Below are 15039 nucleotides of genomic sequence, written 5' to 3' on the forward strand. Positions count from 1 at the left end.
TATGCGGCTGACCTGGCGTGGCATCGTCACTCTCGTCGCTGCGGTGGTTTTGATCGCCGCGGGCGTGTTCGCGGGTTATGCGTTGCTGATTGCCTTGGGTGCGATCGCGATCGGTGCGGTTGTGGCCGCGCTTGCCGTTGCTGGTCGCAAACCTCGGGTCGAGGTGGCCAGGGACGTGTACCCGGACCGGGTTGAGCGCGGTAGCCGTGCTGGTCTGACCCTTCGCGTGTATAACCCAGGAACACGGCGGCAGCCTGGGTTCACGGCTGTGGATCGCTTGGGCGCCAGTACTTTGAAGGTTGCTGTACGTTCGTTGGCACCCAATTCGGAACAGTCCTATTTGAACGAATTGCCCACGTGGGAACGTGGTCGACATGAAGTCGGTCCGTTGACCTTGCGACGCAGCGATGCCTTGGGGCTTGGGCAAAGCGAGTTGTTCGTCGGGACGACGGCAACGATTTGGGTTTACCCTCGGACTCATCCGGTCCGTGCTGTCGCCAGTGGACTTCCGTTGCACCATCATGAAGGTGCCGCCAATGAGAACTCGCCGCGTGGATCGCTGGACATTCGGGAAGTGCGGGAGTATGTGCCTGGCGACGAGGTCCGGCACCTGCACTGGAAAGCGACCGCGCGCACCGGGCAGCTGATGATCAGGGATTACGCCGACCCGCAGCAGCCGCAGTTCACGGTGCTGCTGGACAACCGTCAGGTGATCCCGGCGGCGCCCGAGTTCGAGGAGGCTGTGGAAGTCGCGGCCTCGCTGGTAGTCGCGGCGGCGAAAGCGGACAGCCGGTGCCAACTGGTCACTTCCGGCGGGCTTGACATCGTGACCACTCCTGGCGCCTCGGCTGTCCAGCGGTTGCTGGACGAGCTCTGCGTGCTGGAACGGGCTGAGAACACGGATCTTCCACTCGTGCCTAGGGCCTTGGCGCAGTCCTGGGGTGGTCAGTTCGTTGTGATTTCCTCGGCCGTGAGTGCTGCTGATCAGGCTGCTTTGGCGATGTTGCGGGCACGGTACGCGGACCTTGTCGTGATCAACTTGGGTCGTCCGGCTGTGGTTGTCCCCGGGGCCAAGATCCTGAAGCCCGCGAATGCCGTCGACGCGACCAGGCAATGGCAGTCGGTGATCGCGCGATGAAACGGGTTTTTGCCGTGAAGGCCACCTTCGCGGAGTCTGACGCACCAAAAGCGGCCCTCGCGAGGCTTCGGGCTCTGTGGATCGTGTTGGCCTCGGCGATTGCCGGGCTGTTGTTCGCGCCAGTCTTCGGTTTGCGGCCCCTGCTGCTTCCGATCGCTGTTGTCCTGGTGGCTTGCTATGGTGCGGTCGAACTGTGTATTCAGGTCAAGGTGCTTCAACCGTGGCGGCCGCTGACCATGGCCGTTCTCGGGCTGTTTGCCTTGAGTGTCACCATGTTCGGATCTGTGGACGTAACCGCTCTTGCGGCCGGTGTGACGGATTCGTGGCAGCTCACGTTGCAGTCGACCTGGCCTGTGCGGCCTGACGCCGAGCTGATGTTCTTCGTGCCGCTGCTGGTTTTGCTCGCGGCTGTGATCGGGATCGAACTATTGCGCTGGCCCGCGGTGGCTTTGGTACCTGCCGTCGCGGTCCTTGTGCTCAGTCAAGCCTTCGTGGCATTGACCGGAGTCACGGCTGTCCTTGCCGCGCTTGGGTTTGCTGTTGTGGCTGCTGGGTTGTACATGCCTGTGCGTCCTGGGCTGGTGCTGATTCCCACGGTCGTCCTCGGCCTTGTGGGCGCGGCCGTGGTTACTGTTGTGGACACTGGTGAGCCGTATTCGTTGCAGCAGAGTGATGTCGCGCAGGTGCCGTTGCCGCGAACCATCAGTCCGCTGACCGAGGTTGCCGCGAGACTGTCCAACCCAGAGACTCCGGTGTTCAGCTACACCACCACCGGGCCCGTTGACCGGTGGCGGTTGGTCGTGCTGAACCAGTTCAACGGGGTCTCCTGGGAGCCTGATGACAACTACCGCAGGCTTGGGTCGCAGGTGGGACCGTCCACTGGTGCGCAGGTCCGTGAGTACACGGCGAAGATCAAGGCACCAGAAGGGCAATGGTTGCCCAGCCAGTCGATGCCTGCTTCGGTCACGGGCACGGCACCGCTCATCGACCAGTCGACCGGCGCTTTGCTTGTGCGTGAACGGAAAGGCGCCTTGCAGTACGACCTGAGCTGGTGGGAGCCGCAGGTCGACGACGACCTGTCCGGTGCCGCACTGTCCTCTTCGGAAACTCCTGGCCCGGTTGGCGAAATCCCGCCGGGGATTGAGGACTTGGCGCGTAAGGCGACTGGAGGAGGGCGGCCTTCGTTCCGGACAGCCTTGGTTTTGGAGCAGTACCTGCGCGGCAACTACAACGTGGCGACGGGTACGGAACTTCCGACTGGCAGTGGATGGCCGCAGTTGCGGGAGTTTTTGTTGGAGAGTAAGCGAGGCACGAGCGAGCAGTTCGCTGCTTCGTACGTGGCTTTGGCGAGGATCGTCGGCATCCCGGTGCGGCTCGCCGTGGGATACCGGGCTCCGCAAGCTCCTGCTGGCGCCGAGACTGTGGTGCACAATCGCGATGTCCTTGCGTGGCCAGAGATCGCGGTCGCTGGAATTGGTTGGGTGCCGCTTGACCCGGTTGGTGGCGCCGCCGGTGCGGGACCCGCGCCGTCACGGTTGGCACAGATCACCGCGAAGGCACGGGCCGACCTGCCGCCGCCGAGCCAGTTGCCGGAGCAACCTTTGCCTCCCCGGCCGCCGGAGGACGAGCCAGGCGGGTCGATCAACATCTGGTTCATTGCGCTGGCCGTGCTTGTCGCGCTTGCTGTTTTGCTTGTCCTCGCGATACTGGCGATTCCGCTGGGGAAAGCGATCCGGACCCTGCGTCGCAAACGTCAGACCGGGGCGAATGGTGTGGTGGCCGCGTGGTGGGAGGCCAGGGATCTGCTGCGCGCTTACGGAACGCGCGTGACGCCCGGCATGACCGCGCGCGATCTGGCTCGTGCGTCCACTGATGGGTCTATTGTGGATAGTTTGACCGGGTTGGCGACGCAGATGGATGTCGCTATGTGGTCGGGTATGGGCACGAATGACAGCCTGGTTGCCGAGGCGTGGACTTCGGTCAACCGGATCCGCAAGTCTTTGGCTGGACGGCCGTTGGCTGAGAGGTTCCGGGCGGTGTTCGCGATCAGATGACGCACACACTGCTTGGCCGTGGCCCGGTCGCCGCCGTGTACGCCACCACCGCCTCGGGACAGCCCGTGGCGGTGAAGGTGTTTCCCGGCAAGTTCGACCGCAAGACGCTTACGTTGATCGAGCGTGAACGCCTCAAGCTCGTGAAACTCGCTGGCACGCTGCCGATTCTGCCGATCGAGGCGATTGGCCAGTGGGAAGGCAAGCACGCGCTGCGAATGGAACTGTGCTCCGAGTCGTTGAGTGGGCGCGTGCAGCGTAGTGGCGCGCTTGATGTCGAGGATGTCGTGGAACTGGGCTACGGCATGGCTTCCGCGCTCGCCGCCGCTCATTCGGTTGGGATCCTGCACGGCGGTGTCAGCCCGCATAACGTTCTGTACCGGGCCTTTGGGCCGCCGGTTCTTTCGGATTTCGGCGTCGCGATCCGACAGTCTTTTCGCCGTAACCCGTTGCACGCCATCGAATGTATCCCGCCGGAGACCCTGCGGTCCGGTGTGATCGATCAACGCACGGATGTCTATGGCCTCGGTGCGGTGCTGCATTTCGCGTTGACCGGGCAGTCGCCGCATCCGAGCCGGATCGGTGAACAGCCGGGGGAGCGCGTGCTGCGCGTGCTCGGCGATCCTGTTCCGGCCATCAGCAGGCCTGATGTCCCGATTGAACTGTCCACAATGGTTGCCAGGATGCTGACGCCGGAAGCCGAACGCCGTCCGGATACGGCCACGTGGGCAATGGAACGTCTCGGCAAGATGCTGCCTCGGCCCGTGCCGCACATCGCTTTGCCACAGGCTCGTCGGCGGTCCAAGGTTCCGTATTTCGTCGCTGGCGGTTTGGTGGCTGCCGGTTTGGCTGTTGCGCCGTTCCTGTGGCCGTCTTCTTCGCAAACCGACCCACCTGCCACTGTACCGCCGCCTCCGTTGGTCACTTTGGATCTGGCGGAACCGGTGGATCAGGGCGATCACGTCCTGCTGAAATGGGCGAGCTCCCAGCCGCTCGACAGTGTCGTCGTGGTCACCCCGGACGGCGGCGGCCAGCAGTTCGTCAACGCTGAGCGCGGGACGTCGATCCGCGTGCCGGTCAAACCGGCCGGTGGATATTGCTTCCAGGTCCGTGGGACGAACGCGTCGCAGATTTATTTGAGCCAGTCGAAACCGGTCAGAGGGGCGGTGTGCCAGAGGTGAACATGAACCCAGAATTGAGGTATGCGGGCGGATTGCTGTTGCCACAAGGACATGACAGCCTCGCCCACGGCGTGCCAAGAGCGCTGTCCGGATCCGTGCACGCATTGGCACTGGGCGGCGGATACTCGGTCGGCCCGTCCGAAGGCCGAATCGTCTACTTCGGACGTAACCGCCCAGAGGTGCATATCTGCATTGGCGAGGACGACCGCCAAGTCAGCCGCAGACACGGTGAACTGAGGCACTGGCAAGGCCGTTGGTGGCTACGGAACACCGGCCGCCGCCCAATCAGACTCCCGCGTTCCCAATGGCTTTTCGCCGACGAAGAAGCCATCCCGTTGGCCGAAGGCTACACACCGCTGCACGTCCCCGGCTCCCGCGAACGCGAGCACCTGCTCGAAGTCTTCGTGACCGGAGCGGACGGCAACAAACCAGGGTCGAAACACACCGAGCAGACCGACATGCCCCGCCGCTATGCGATGAGTGACGAGGAAAAGATGGTTCTGGTCGTGCTCGGCCAGCGATACCTGTTGCACGATCCCGGCGCCCGCCCGCTGACCTGGCAGCAGGCCGCAGACCAATTGGCCGAACTACGCCCGGAGGTCGCGTGGACGGCCAAGAAGGTCGAGCACCGCGTGAAGACCGTGCGTGAACGCCTGTCGGCCGACGGCGTGCCCGGCCTGACCCGGGAGGAAGTCGGCGAACCGGTTGGCAACGCCCTTAACGACAATTTGCTTCGGGAGTTGCTGCGATCGACGACCCTCGTACCCAAGGATCTAGTTTTGCTTGACTGACTTGACGTACCGGTTGGCCGGAACGTGCATGCCAACCGCTTGGTGATCGAAAGGTCCTTCGTCCACCCAGCCGTTACGCTCGTAGAACTTGCGGGCCCGGGTGTTTCCTGGGACGACCGCGAGCCATGCGCGGTCGTGCCCGTTCCTGGCGACCTGGTTCTCTGCCTCTTTGATGAGCAACGCGGCCACACCGCTGCCTCGGTGTTCAGCGGAGACGTAGACCTGCTCGACCTCGTCGCCGACAACCATGACGAACCCGGCGACGGCACCGCCCACGATGGCCACCGTCGTGTCCTCGACCCGCTTCGGCGCCCGCTGCCAGAAGGACTCCTTGGTCCGCGCTGCCGTGAGTGCGTCGGGCACGTTGCCCAGGTGCCCGTCTTGCCAGCCCTGGTACCAGATCGCCGCGACCTTTGGCGCGTCTTCGGCCGTGGCCGGTCTTACGTCGACATTCCCCATGCACCGCAGTATGCATGCCCGGGTCGTGCGATTCGCATAGTTCGGTGATGACATCGTGCGGGTTCTTGTTGCGCGGCCATGGCTGCACGCTCAGTGCATGATGATGCTGACAGTCAATCGCCGGTTTGCCCGGCACTACGTGGAAATGCTTGCGGCGATGGTCGCGGGCATGCTGCTGTTCGGTCCATTGTGGCCCTCGGTGCCAGGTCCGGACGTTCAAGCTTTGGTGATGGCCACGAATATGACCCTCGGTATGGGGATCTGGATGCGAATCCGTGACCATAGCTGGCGGGCCATAGCGGAAATGGGCGCGGCGATGTACGTACCGTTCCTGCTGTTGCTCGGTCCTTTCTGGCTAGGGCTCCTTTCAGCCGATGTCCTGATGATTGGCGGGCACGTGCTGATGCTGCCTTTCATGCTCGGACTAATGCTGCTGCGGCGCGACGAGTACAGCCACCATCGGAACCATGTTGCCAAGGGGTTCTGGCAGGAACGCTGGCCGACATGGCTGGCATTGCTGGCCACGATCGACAACTGGGTCCGGCCGATGTATCCGCCTGCGGTCGTGATGATGATCCTGCCGACGGCATATCTGGTGATCGGGGCCTTTCGCAAGCGTTTGCGCGAACCTGGCGTGCTGTCCCTTCAACTCGGCCAATTCGCGGCCTACCTGGTGCTTGTGGGCCTCGCCCTCTCGGTGCCGGAGGAGGTTGCGAAGTACCTGATCGGCGCGGGTTGGCTGGCGCACGGGATCTGGGATTACTTCCATCACCGCTACGACAAGGTCGTGCCGCGGGCGTTCTCTGAATGGTGTGGTGTGGTGGATGTGGTTATCGGGATCACGATCATCTTGTTGGCATGACCATCTTGCGGCCTGCTGAGTCGCCGCCGTCGATCTGGACGCCGATTCCGGTCATGAATCGGAAGTCGTCGGACGCCAGGCCGAGTACGGCGTCGGCGATCTCGTCGACCTCCGCCATTCGCTCCATTCCGCCGACGTTCAGTGGGCCCCACAGTTTCTTGAACATCTCCCAATCCGGGTCGGGAATGCCGGGCGGGCGGGCGAATGGTGTGTCCGTCGTGCCCGGCATGATCGCGTTGACACGGATTCCCTGTGTTCCGTACGCCAGGGCGACCGCTTTGATCAGTCCGTTGATTCCGGCTTTGCTCGCCGAGTACGCCGCGCCGTCGGGCCGGGCTCGTTCGGCGGAGGCGGACGAGGTGCAGATGATCACGCCGCTCTTGGCCTTGAGCATGTGCGGAACCTGGTGCTTGATCGCCAGGAACACGCCACGCACGTTGGTGTTCATCACATCGTCCCAGTCAGCGAGCTTGACTTCGTGCGGCAACCCGGGCCCGCGGATGCCTGCGTTGTTGAACGCGATGTCCAGCCTGCCGTAACGCGAGACGACCTGGTCGACGAAAGTTTTCACCTGGTCCTCGTGCCGGACATCGGCCTGGATGTACACGGCCTCGCCGCCCGCTTTCCGGATCTGCGCGGCGACCTCGTGGCCCAACGCGGCCCTTCGCCCGCAGAACCCGACCTTCGCGCCTTGAGCCGCGAAAGCGATGGCTGTGGCCTTGCCGATGCCGGACGTGGCTCCGGTGATCGCCACGACCTTGCCGTGAAAGCGACGCTTGGGTGTCGCGGCCGCTGCGGGTGTGGCGGCGGAGAGCATGGCCCCGCCTGCCGCGCCCGCCAACAGAGTGCGCCTGTTCATCCTCGATCCCTTCCGATGTGGTCTGCGGGATCAGCATCTCTGAGAGGGCATCTGATCTTGGTTGGGGCGATATGTCTGTGTCGGGTGACGGCTGATACCTTGATCAACTTGTGGGGTCCCGGCGTGCGTACCGCAGCGACTTGTCCGATGCTCGCTGGGCGTTGATCGAGCCAACGCTGACGGCGTGGCGTGCTGCCCGGCGTGGGCCGGGAACCGTGATGCGCGTGCATGACTTGCGGGAGATCGTGAACGCGATCCTGTACGTGTGCCGGACCGGGATCGCCTGGGAGTATCTGCCGCACGACTTCCCGCCCTGCAAGACGGTTTATGACTACTACGCCAAGTGGGAAGCCGATGGCACAACGGAAACGCTGCATGACCTGTTGCGTGACCAAGTCCGCGTCGCGAAAGGCCGCGCTGCTGCCCCGACGGCGGCGATCATCGACTCGCAGAGCGTGAAAACCTCCTGCAATGTCAGCGAATCCAGTCAGGGTATCGACGCGGGCAAGAAGATCAAGGGCCGCAAACGGCACATCGCCACCGATGTGCTCGGCCTGCTGCTGGCGGTAATCGTGACCGCGGCGTCGGTGCAGGATTCCGCTGGCGGGCAACAGGTTCTCGATCATCTCGCCGCTGCGCATCCGACCGTGTCGGCGGCATGGGTGGACGGTGGCTACAACAACACAGTCATCCGTCATGGAGCCCAGCGGGGTATCCGGGTTGAGGTCGTCAAACGCCCTTCTGCCAAGGGATTCCACGTGTTGCCCCGGCGGTGGGTAGTGGAGCGCAGTCTGGGCTGGCTGATGCAACACCGCCGACTCGCGCGCGACTACGAAGCCCTGCCCCAGCGGTCGCGCACGATGGTCCACTGGGCGATGACTAACATAATGAGCCGCACCCTGACCGGGGAATCCACCCAAACCTGGCGAAACGATCCACCCAAAGCAGACATTCTTGCCTAACTAAGATCAGATGCCCTCTGACACGCCAGGCCTGGCGGATCCGCCCAGCGGCCGGGGTCGCGGCCAGTTGGGGGAGTTCTCAGGTTCGGTTGGCTACTGTGCTTTCGTGGTGCACACCTGGCTTGATCAGTTCTTCGACCGGCGGGCTGTGCCGCTACGGCTGGCCGTCCTTGTGGCCGTGGCCGGAAGCTATTTCCTGGCGTTCGAGACCCCGACTGTGTTGGACGTCGTGTTTGTGGCCGGGGCTGTGCTGGCGATGGCCGCAGGTCCCAGGTGGCCGTTGGCTGTCGTTGTCGCGCAGGCCGGTTTGCTCGCGGTGGCCCCGGCAGGCGCGAGTCATCTGGCGTTGAAGGTCCTGGCAGGCATCGCCCTGTTCGAGTTGGCGATGCGCCGGTCCGGTTGGCCCTTGGCCGTCGCGGTCGCGCTGATGACGGCGGTGTACGCGTTGTACCGGCCGGACGACCTGCCAGGACTGGTGTTTCGGGCTGTGATGGCCATAGGCGGGCCGATTTTGCTTGGTACGTATGTACGTTCAGTGCGGCGACTGGCACAGGTCGAGGTGCGCACGTCAGTCGCGCGGGAACTGCACGACCTCGTCGCGCATCACGTCTCGTCGATTGTTCTGCGGGTCAAGGCGGCTCGGAAGGTCTTGGCGCCGCAGGACCCGCAGGTGCGTGAAGTCCTGGATGACGTGCACGACAGTGGGGTCGCCGCGCTGGCCGATCTCAGGCAATTGGTAACGGTGTTGCGTGATCCGACTCAGAGCTTTGTCGAGCCCGGTTCCTTGCCTGCCGCGGTCGAGGCGGCGGTGGCACGTGCTCGAAAGGTGGGCCTGCGAGTGAACGCGTCGGTCGATCCCGCTCTGGCGCAATTGGATGCCACGCGAAGCCTCACGGTATTGCGGCTGACGCAAGAAGGTCTGGCCAACGTTGCCAAGCATGCCGGGAGCGCGGCGCGGACCCGATTGTCCACTTCGGTCACCGCCGATGCGGTAAGGCTGGAGATCCGTGACGACGGCGGGGATTTCCGAGTGGCGGGCGACGGCACCGGCCACGGACTGGTCGGGTTGCGGGAGCGGGTGGAGATGCTGGGTGGCACATTGGAAGCGGGCGCTGACGGCCAAGGTTGGCGCCTGCTGGCGGTCATGCCGGTGGTCTCATGATCCGGGTGCTCTTGGCCGACGACCAAAGGCTTGTTCGGGCCGGAGTGCGGATGCTGTGTTCCGCTGCCAAGGACATTTCCGTTGTGGGCGAGGCGGGAAACGGTCTTGAGGCGGTGCGGCTGGCCGAGCGTGAGCGTCCAGACGTGGTCATGATGGATCTGCGGATGCCAGGGATGGACGGGATCGCTGCCACCAAAAGGATTCTGGCCATGCAGCCAGCTGTGCGGGTGGTCGCGCTGACCACCTTCGACGATGATGATCACCTCTATCCAGCGCTGGCCGCGGGCGCATGTGGCTTTCTGGTCAAGGATTGCGAGCCTGATGAGCTGACCGCGGGGATCCGTCGCGCGTTCGCGGGAGACAGCCCCTTCAGCCCGCCTGTCATGCGCAGGTTGGTTTCCCGGGCATTGGCCAAGGCACCCGCGCTGCCGGAGGTGACCGCACGGGAACGAGAGGTGCTGGCGCTGGTCGGAGCCGGATTGTCGAACGGGGAGATCGCCTCGCGGTTGTACGTCGGTGTGACGACAGTGAAGACGCACATCGCCAACCTGCTGAGCAAGACCGGATGTCCCAATCGGATCAGGCTGGCGGTGCTGGCGACTCAGGCTGGTCTGGTTCCGCCGAACTTGGCGTGAAGGACGTTGGTGAACGGTCTGTCGTGAGTGGTTATCCGTGTTCTAACCCTAATAACCACTCACGAGGGCTGAGCTGGCAATTCGGTTGTCAGGGGTGTCCAACCCTCGCCCAGCTCGTGCATCCGCTTCAGTTCGGCGATTCCGCCGAGCCAGCCTGCTTCGTGCTGGGCCGCGCTGTCCAACTCGTCGTCCGTATATCCACTTTGGACGAATGTAAGGTGCGTCTTTCCGGCTGAACCTTCCAGTTCCCAGCGGACTACGGTGTCTTCGTCGTCGCCGTAAACCAGCTTTCTCGATGGCTCGAACTCGAAGATCTTGCCGTCGACACCCACCGACATCGTGCCGCCGACGTGTGGCTCGACCTCGGCCTCCCAGCCGAACCACTTCGCGATCGCGGCCGGGTCGATCAGGCTCGCGAAAACTTCGGAAGCCGGTGCGTCGATCGTGAACGAGACCCGGATCTCCGCCGAACGGTCCTCGCTGAAGTCGGCCTTCGGGGTTTGCGTCCGACCTTCCAGGTACGAGGCCAGGTTCGCCAGCGACAAACCCCAGAAGGTGTGCATCGAATGCCTGCCATCGCGCCTGCCAGGCGGATTCATCAACTCGTCCAGCGTCGGCAGGTTCGTCTGCTCCAGCCGTAGAACCGTGCCGGAAGTCGATGGGGTCAACGTGTAGGTGACGATGGTTTCGAGTTCGTCGAGCGTCCAGGCGAAGCTCAAGGAGGAATCCGATACGGCCAGAAGTTGCTGTGCTGCTTGGGATCCTTGTGGCGTGTACCTGCCCCAGAACGTGTATTGCTTGTCCGGCAACGAGACTTCTGCTTCTGATGCGAGCCAGACGCGCAGCGCCGCCTCGGAAGTCAGTGCCTCGTAGACCTCAGCCGGTGGTTTCGGGAGGTGCGCTTCGAGCGCGAGGATGTCACTCATCCGGTGTCTCCTTGGGATAACAGGCCACGGCCAGACGGAAGGCTTCGCCATCGGCGCCACCGTGCCGGGCGAACAGGTCCTGCAATGTGGTGCGGAGGTCGTCGAGGAACGCTTTCCGGTTCCCGCGCGGCAGCCGGATCTCGCCCGAAACCCCCAGGGTCGAGCCGCCGTCGATCTTGGCCAGGTCGTCGTGCACTTCTTCGACGAGGTTGAGCAGGTAGCCGAGGCTCAGCTCGTCCTGGACCTTTCTGGTGCCGACAGTGCCGACGAGCTGCGGCGACAGCCAGTACGACTGCGCGCTCGCCTGGTAGACGCCTTCCTGGATGCCGCGCACCTTGCGTTCGCTGACCTGGGTGACCAAGCCAGCGTCCACCAGCTTCTTCACGTGGTAGTACACCCGCTGCGGCGACTGGCCGAGCACTCCGCCGACCTCCGTGCACGACTTCGGCTGGGCCAGCTGCCGGAGTACCTCGACACGCTGCGGTTTGAGCAGGGCGTCGGCCTGCTCGAACCGGTCAATGTAAAACACCTCTTTCATGATAAGACCACCTTGAACGTAAATACTTTCTTTGTCAATCGTCCGGCGGCAGCTCGTGTGAGCACGTGGGCGCCCCGCCAGCGCGGGCCTGGCGATAGCCCAGATAAGGACCAGCGATCTCGGCGTGAGGCACGTTGGCCAAGGCCAGGACCGTGTCACCGGCCGCGAGGGTCTGGGCGCGCATCCGGGCGAAGTCGATGGCGTGCGAGCCGAACGACGGCGCCCACAGCGACCAAGGGCCGGAAATCATCGCCATACTGGGGATCAAGTGGCTGTGCAGATGCGTGCCGAGGCCACCGAAGGAACACTGCGGCGGTACGCGGCCAGGCACCGGCAGGTCGATACCCGGCAGCACGAACACCCGGTCAAGGCCGTGCCGTGCGATCGCGTTCTGGGCAGCGGCAGACAAAACCGGGCTGCCAGCGAACCAGCCGAAGACCTCGCTCAGGCCCGAAGGCTGGAGTTCCTTGCCGACGCGGACGTACTCGCGGGTGCCGAGGTGTTCAAGAGCGAACGCGAAAGCAACTGTGCCGTCGTCGTATTGCGCATCGAGCTTGCGGGCGTACAACTCCGTTCCCTCTGCCGGGCGGTGGAGATGCCCGGTGGCGAACACGAACTCGATCGTGCGTTGACGGCAACGCAGTGGCTGGTGCGCGAAGTACTTGGCCAGCGCCAGCAATGCCGCGTTGGAATTCTCTTGCACCCACGTATTGCCGTCGGTGTTCGTGTCGAAGACGATCTTTTCCGTGCTCTGTCCCGGCAAGGTCGCGATCACCGACCGAGTGGTCGCCTGGTCCCGGACCGCCAGGATCGCGAGATTCGCTCGACGACCAACCGCTTGCTTGAGTTGCTGGGCCTCCGCGCCACCGACGAACACCCCGGGAACGCGGTAATGCGTGCCCGTGTGCGGTTCGTAATAGCCGCGGACCTGCGCGCGCGGGAAGTCGAAAGCGATGATCAAACCCGCGGCTCCAGCGTTCCCAGCGTCGACGAGGTCCTTGTTCAGCAAGGATTCGGCGAGATACCCGCGGTCAACGGCCGGGAAGTCGCGGATGACGACCTTGCCGCGGGCGTTCGCGGTCGTGATCGGATCCGTGAGGTAGATCAGTTCTCCGGAGCTGTACAGCGTCGGTTCGGTGTAAGGAATCGCGCCAGCGATCGGGATCCGCTGGCCACCAACGAAAAGCAGCCCGGTCGACGCCAGGTCGCCAGTGACCGGCAGCCAGCGGCGGATCCTGGAAGTCTCCGATCGTGTGCTGATCCCCGGCAGCCGCTGGGCTTGGCGTTCGACCCAGTCGACCATTCGCCGGTGTGCCGGGCTCGCGGTGGTGCGCAGGCCGAAGCCCGCGATGGTCGCGTTCATCTGCCGCAGTTCGGCTTCGGTGGTGAACGCGTTCGAGTCGATCACGGTCGCGCAACCCGGATCCGGGGCGGCGGCGTTGGCGGCCGTGACGGTGTGCGTGAGCAGAACGGCCACAAGGGCGCAGACAGTTGCTCGCATGAAATGCAATGCTGGCAGTGTGAGCGCGTTCGGGGAATGGACTCGTGCCGAGGATCTGCCCGCTTTCGCCTACTCGGCCAAGGCGCGGCAGTGGGATCCGATGATCGATCCAGTGTCCACACGAAACGTCGTCCACCTGGGCAATCGCCGGATCACCCTGGTGGCCGACTGCGATGGGCTTTGTGGCGTATGGGATGAATACGTCGACTGCCGCTGGATCGCCGAACATACCGGCGAAAGCGATCTTTCGGGCCTCGACGCGGCGCCGGAGATCCTTTTTGGCCCGACGTTCTTACGCGTGACCAAGACAGACGACAACGTTGTGCTGGAACGAACCGTGCTCTGCCCGGAAGGCGAATCGCCATGGGTGTTGATCAAGGTTGACGTGACCAGCAAGACCGCGTTACAGGCGACCTTGACCGAGCGCTGGGAAGTCCGGCAGCGCCTCGTCAACCTCGAATTCGGGCCACCACGTGGAGAAGCGCCGCCGGACCTGCCCTCGGTGGTGCTCGAAGAGATCGGCGGCCTCAGTGCCGCGACGACCGACGGACCCTTGACCGTGGAACACCAAGTTGATCTTGTGTCAGGTGAAACAACAACCGTGTGGTTTCGCTTCGGAATCGACGACGGCCAAGTGGATACGGACGTCTACGTCAACAGCCTGCGAATACTGCGTGAACGACTGCCGAAAGCCAGTTCCGGCTATGCGCCGGAAGCCGAAATCGAGATTCCTTGGCACGCGGCGATGCTCACCGGGGCCGCGTGCGTCGACGGCGTGCTCGGCGGCCATACCTTGGACCAAGGGTCGGCGTATTCGTTCCGGCACGGGTTCAATGGCGCCGCCCGAGATCCTTTGCAGCACGCGCTTCCATTGGTCTACTTTGCACCAGACCTCGCGTTGTCCGTGCTACGCAACACATGCGCGTGGGGCAGCCCTGATGGTGATCTACCGTACGCGCTCGACGGCCGCAAACAGCCGTGGACACAGCTGTTCCGGCCTTCGGACCAGAATCTTTGGGCGCTGTGGCTTGGCGCGGAGTACGTCTCGGCCACCGGTGACACGCGGGCGCTCGCCGAACCTGCGCCGTATCACCCGGTCCACCAAGCCGAACCGGTGCCGTTGGGGGAGCACCTGCGCAGGCAGTTCCGGTTCTTCGTCGACCAGGTCGGGCTCGGTGAACGCGGGCACGTCCGGATCCTGAACGCGGACTGGAACGATCTCGCCATCGTCGAGTCCGGAATGGACAGAGAATGGATGGTCGAGCACGGTGAATCCGTGCTCAACTCGGCGATGGCCGCGTGGGTTTTGCCTGTCTACGCCGAAATCGCGGACCCGGAGACCGCTGCTGAGGCCCGCAAGCTCGCGGACGACCTGCGTGCGCGAGTCGCGGACGAGTGGAACGGCCGATGGTTCCGGCGGGCGTACGGGACCGGCCCGATCGGTGACGACGACCTGTGGCTGGAGGTCCAGCCGTGGGCGATCCTGTCCGGCGCGGCCGAACCCGAGCAAGCCAGGGACCTGCTCCGGACGATCGACGACACCTGCCGCACCGGATCCCCGCTTGGCGCACGAGTCCGCAGGCCGGGCGCCATCTGGTTCTCGATCAACATGACCTTGATCTGGGCAGCCGCCCGGCACAACCCGGCGATGGCGTGGGACGAATGGCGCCGGATGACGTTGCACACGCACGCCGCCGCGTACCCGGACATCTGGTCAGGCACGTTGTCGGGGCCGGACGCGTACCTGCCGCCGGAAAGCGACCGTCCCGGTGAGACCTGGGCGATGCCGGACATGGGCGTGGCGATGCAGGCGTACCCGGTCGCCAACGTGCACAGTCACTCACAGCCATTGCTGGCGTATCTACGGTTGCTCGGCGTAGAACCTGGTCGCCAAGATCGCCTGACTGGCGGAACTTTTCACCCGAATGTTCGGTAACACCGATAAGACCAACGGCGAGTTCCGGATGTGACAGC

Annotated in this window: 14 protein-coding genes; 9 read left to right on the top strand and 5 right to left on the bottom strand. The window is 64.1% G+C overall.

Annotated features, from left to right (window positions below; translation table 11 throughout):
- Position 1 precedes the first annotated feature (1 nt).
- Genes LWC34_RS27965 through LWC34_RS27980 form a run of 4 tightly spaced genes read left to right on the top strand, consistent with a single transcriptional unit; the run spans position 2 to position 5161 of the window.
- The gene (locus tag LWC34_RS27965) at positions 2-1138 is read left to right on the top strand and encodes a DUF58 domain-containing protein (protein ID WP_233728090.1); all 1137 of its coding nucleotides are present in this window, start codon (positions 2-4) and stop codon (positions 1136-1138) included.
- A gap of 14 nt (positions 1139-1152) precedes the next feature.
- Entirely contained in the window at positions 1153-3192 is a 2040-nt protein-coding gene (locus LWC34_RS27970; protein WP_233728091.1) for a transglutaminase TgpA family protein, read from the top strand.
- Positions 3189-4370: a serine/threonine protein kinase gene (locus tag LWC34_RS27975; RefSeq protein ID WP_233728092.1), complete on the top strand. Its 1182-nt coding sequence runs from the start codon at positions 3189-3191 to the stop codon at positions 4368-4370. The genes LWC34_RS27970 and LWC34_RS27975 overlap by 4 nt, the downstream gene beginning before the upstream one ends.
- 2 nt (positions 4371-4372) lie before the next feature.
- Entirely contained in the window at positions 4373-5161 is a 789-nt protein-coding gene (locus tag LWC34_RS27980; protein WP_233728093.1) for an FHA domain-containing protein, read from the top strand.
- Here LWC34_RS27980 and LWC34_RS27985 read toward each other — a convergent pair.
- Positions 5144-5620, bottom strand: coding sequence for a GNAT family N-acetyltransferase (locus LWC34_RS27985; protein WP_233728094.1), 477 nt, complete (start codon positions 5618-5620; stop codon positions 5144-5146). The two genes, LWC34_RS27980 and LWC34_RS27985, sit on opposite strands and share 18 nt — an antisense overlap.
- Before the next feature lie 97 nt (positions 5621-5717).
- Between LWC34_RS27985 and LWC34_RS27990 the strand changes: the two genes are divergently transcribed.
- Positions 5718-6482: a hypothetical protein gene (locus LWC34_RS27990; protein ID WP_233728095.1), complete on the top strand. Its 765-nt coding sequence runs from the start codon at positions 5718-5720 to the stop codon at positions 6480-6482.
- Here LWC34_RS27990 and LWC34_RS27995 read toward each other — a convergent pair.
- On the bottom strand, positions 6466-7341 hold the full coding sequence (locus LWC34_RS27995; protein ID WP_233728096.1) for an SDR family NAD(P)-dependent oxidoreductase: 876 nt from the start codon (positions 7339-7341) through the stop codon (positions 6466-6468). The genes LWC34_RS27990 and LWC34_RS27995 overlap by 17 nt on opposite strands.
- A gap of 110 nt (positions 7342-7451) precedes the next feature.
- Here LWC34_RS27995 and LWC34_RS28000 point away from each other — a divergent pair, with 110 nt between their 5' ends.
- The 3 genes from LWC34_RS28000 to LWC34_RS28010 all read left to right on the top strand — a co-directional run bounded on the left by LWC34_RS28000 (position 7452) and on the right by LWC34_RS28010 (position 10100).
- Positions 7452-8303 (top strand): IS5 family transposase, encoded by an 852-nt coding sequence (locus LWC34_RS28000; RefSeq protein ID WP_233722595.1) that lies wholly within the window; start codon positions 7452-7454, stop codon positions 8301-8303.
- Between the two features lie 106 nt (positions 8304-8409).
- Positions 8410-9465, top strand: coding sequence for a sensor histidine kinase (locus LWC34_RS58175; RefSeq protein WP_233728097.1), 1056 nt, complete (start codon positions 8410-8412; stop codon positions 9463-9465).
- Positions 9462-10100 (top strand): response regulator transcription factor, encoded by a 639-nt coding sequence (locus LWC34_RS28010; protein WP_233728098.1) that lies wholly within the window; start codon positions 9462-9464, stop codon positions 10098-10100. The genes LWC34_RS58175 and LWC34_RS28010 overlap by 4 nt, the downstream gene beginning before the upstream one ends.
- A 59-nt stretch (positions 10101-10159) precedes the next feature.
- Here the strand turns inward: LWC34_RS28010 and LWC34_RS28015 are convergent, their stop codons facing one another.
- Genes LWC34_RS28015 through LWC34_RS28025 form a run of 3 tightly spaced genes read right to left on the bottom strand, consistent with a single transcriptional unit; the run spans position 10160 to position 13065 of the window.
- A complete protein-coding gene (locus LWC34_RS28015) occupies positions 10160-11026 on the bottom strand; it encodes an SRPBCC family protein (RefSeq protein ID WP_233728099.1) in 867 nt (288 codons plus the stop codon).
- Entirely contained in the window at positions 11019-11564 is a 546-nt protein-coding gene (locus LWC34_RS28020) for an ArsR/SmtB family transcription factor (protein ID WP_233728100.1), read from the bottom strand. The genes LWC34_RS28015 and LWC34_RS28020 overlap by 8 nt, the downstream gene beginning before the upstream one ends.
- 34 nt (positions 11565-11598) lie before the next feature.
- Positions 11599-13065: a PA domain-containing protein gene (locus tag LWC34_RS28025; protein WP_233728101.1), complete on the bottom strand. Its 1467-nt coding sequence runs from the start codon at positions 13063-13065 to the stop codon at positions 11599-11601.
- Positions 13066-13084: 19 nt separating this feature from the next.
- On the opposite strand from LWC34_RS28025, the gene LWC34_RS58180 reads away from it, so the two are divergent.
- The gene (locus LWC34_RS58180) at positions 13085-15001 is read left to right on the top strand and encodes a GH36-type glycosyl hydrolase domain-containing protein (RefSeq protein WP_233728102.1); all 1917 of its coding nucleotides are present in this window, start codon (positions 13085-13087) and stop codon (positions 14999-15001) included.
- Positions 15002-15039: the final 38 nt, after the last annotated feature.

Origin of the sequence: Kibdelosporangium philippinense (genome assembly GCF_021390435.2) — a bacterium.
Taxonomy (GTDB): Bacteria; Actinomycetota; Actinomycetes; order Mycobacteriales; family Pseudonocardiaceae; genus Kibdelosporangium; species Kibdelosporangium philippinense.

Bases quoted from the DNA above. Each gene is read 5' to 3' on its own strand.
- LWC34_RS27965 (WP_233728090.1), top strand. From the start codon at position 2: ATGCGGCTGACCTGGCGTGGCATCGTCACTCTCGTCGCTGCGGTGGTT.
- LWC34_RS27975 (WP_233728092.1), top strand. From the start codon at position 3,189: ATGACGCACACACTGCTTGGCCGTGGCCCGGTCGCCGCCGTGTACGCC.
- LWC34_RS27980 (WP_233728093.1), top strand. From the start codon at position 4,373: ATGAACCCAGAATTGAGGTATGCGGGCGGATTGCTGTTGCCACAAGGA.
- LWC34_RS27985 (WP_233728094.1), bottom strand. From the start codon at position 5,620: ATGGGGAATGTCGACGTAAGACCGGCCACGGCCGAAGACGCGCCAAAG.
- LWC34_RS27990 (WP_233728095.1), top strand. From the start codon at position 5,718: ATGATGATGCTGACAGTCAATCGCCGGTTTGCCCGGCACTACGTGGAA.
- LWC34_RS27995 (WP_233728096.1), bottom strand. From the start codon at position 7,341: ATGAACAGGCGCACTCTGTTGGCGGGCGCGGCAGGCGGGGCCATGCTC.
- LWC34_RS28010 (WP_233728098.1), top strand. From the start codon at position 9,462: ATGATCCGGGTGCTCTTGGCCGACGACCAAAGGCTTGTTCGGGCCGGA.
- LWC34_RS28015 (WP_233728099.1), bottom strand. From the start codon at position 11,026: ATGAGTGACATCCTCGCGCTCGAAGCGCACCTCCCGAAACCACCGGCT.
- LWC34_RS28020 (WP_233728100.1), bottom strand. From the start codon at position 11,564: ATGAAAGAGGTGTTTTACATTGACCGGTTCGAGCAGGCCGACGCCCTG.
- LWC34_RS28025 (WP_233728101.1), bottom strand. From the start codon at position 13,065: ATGCGAGCAACTGTCTGCGCCCTTGTGGCCGTTCTGCTCACGCACACC.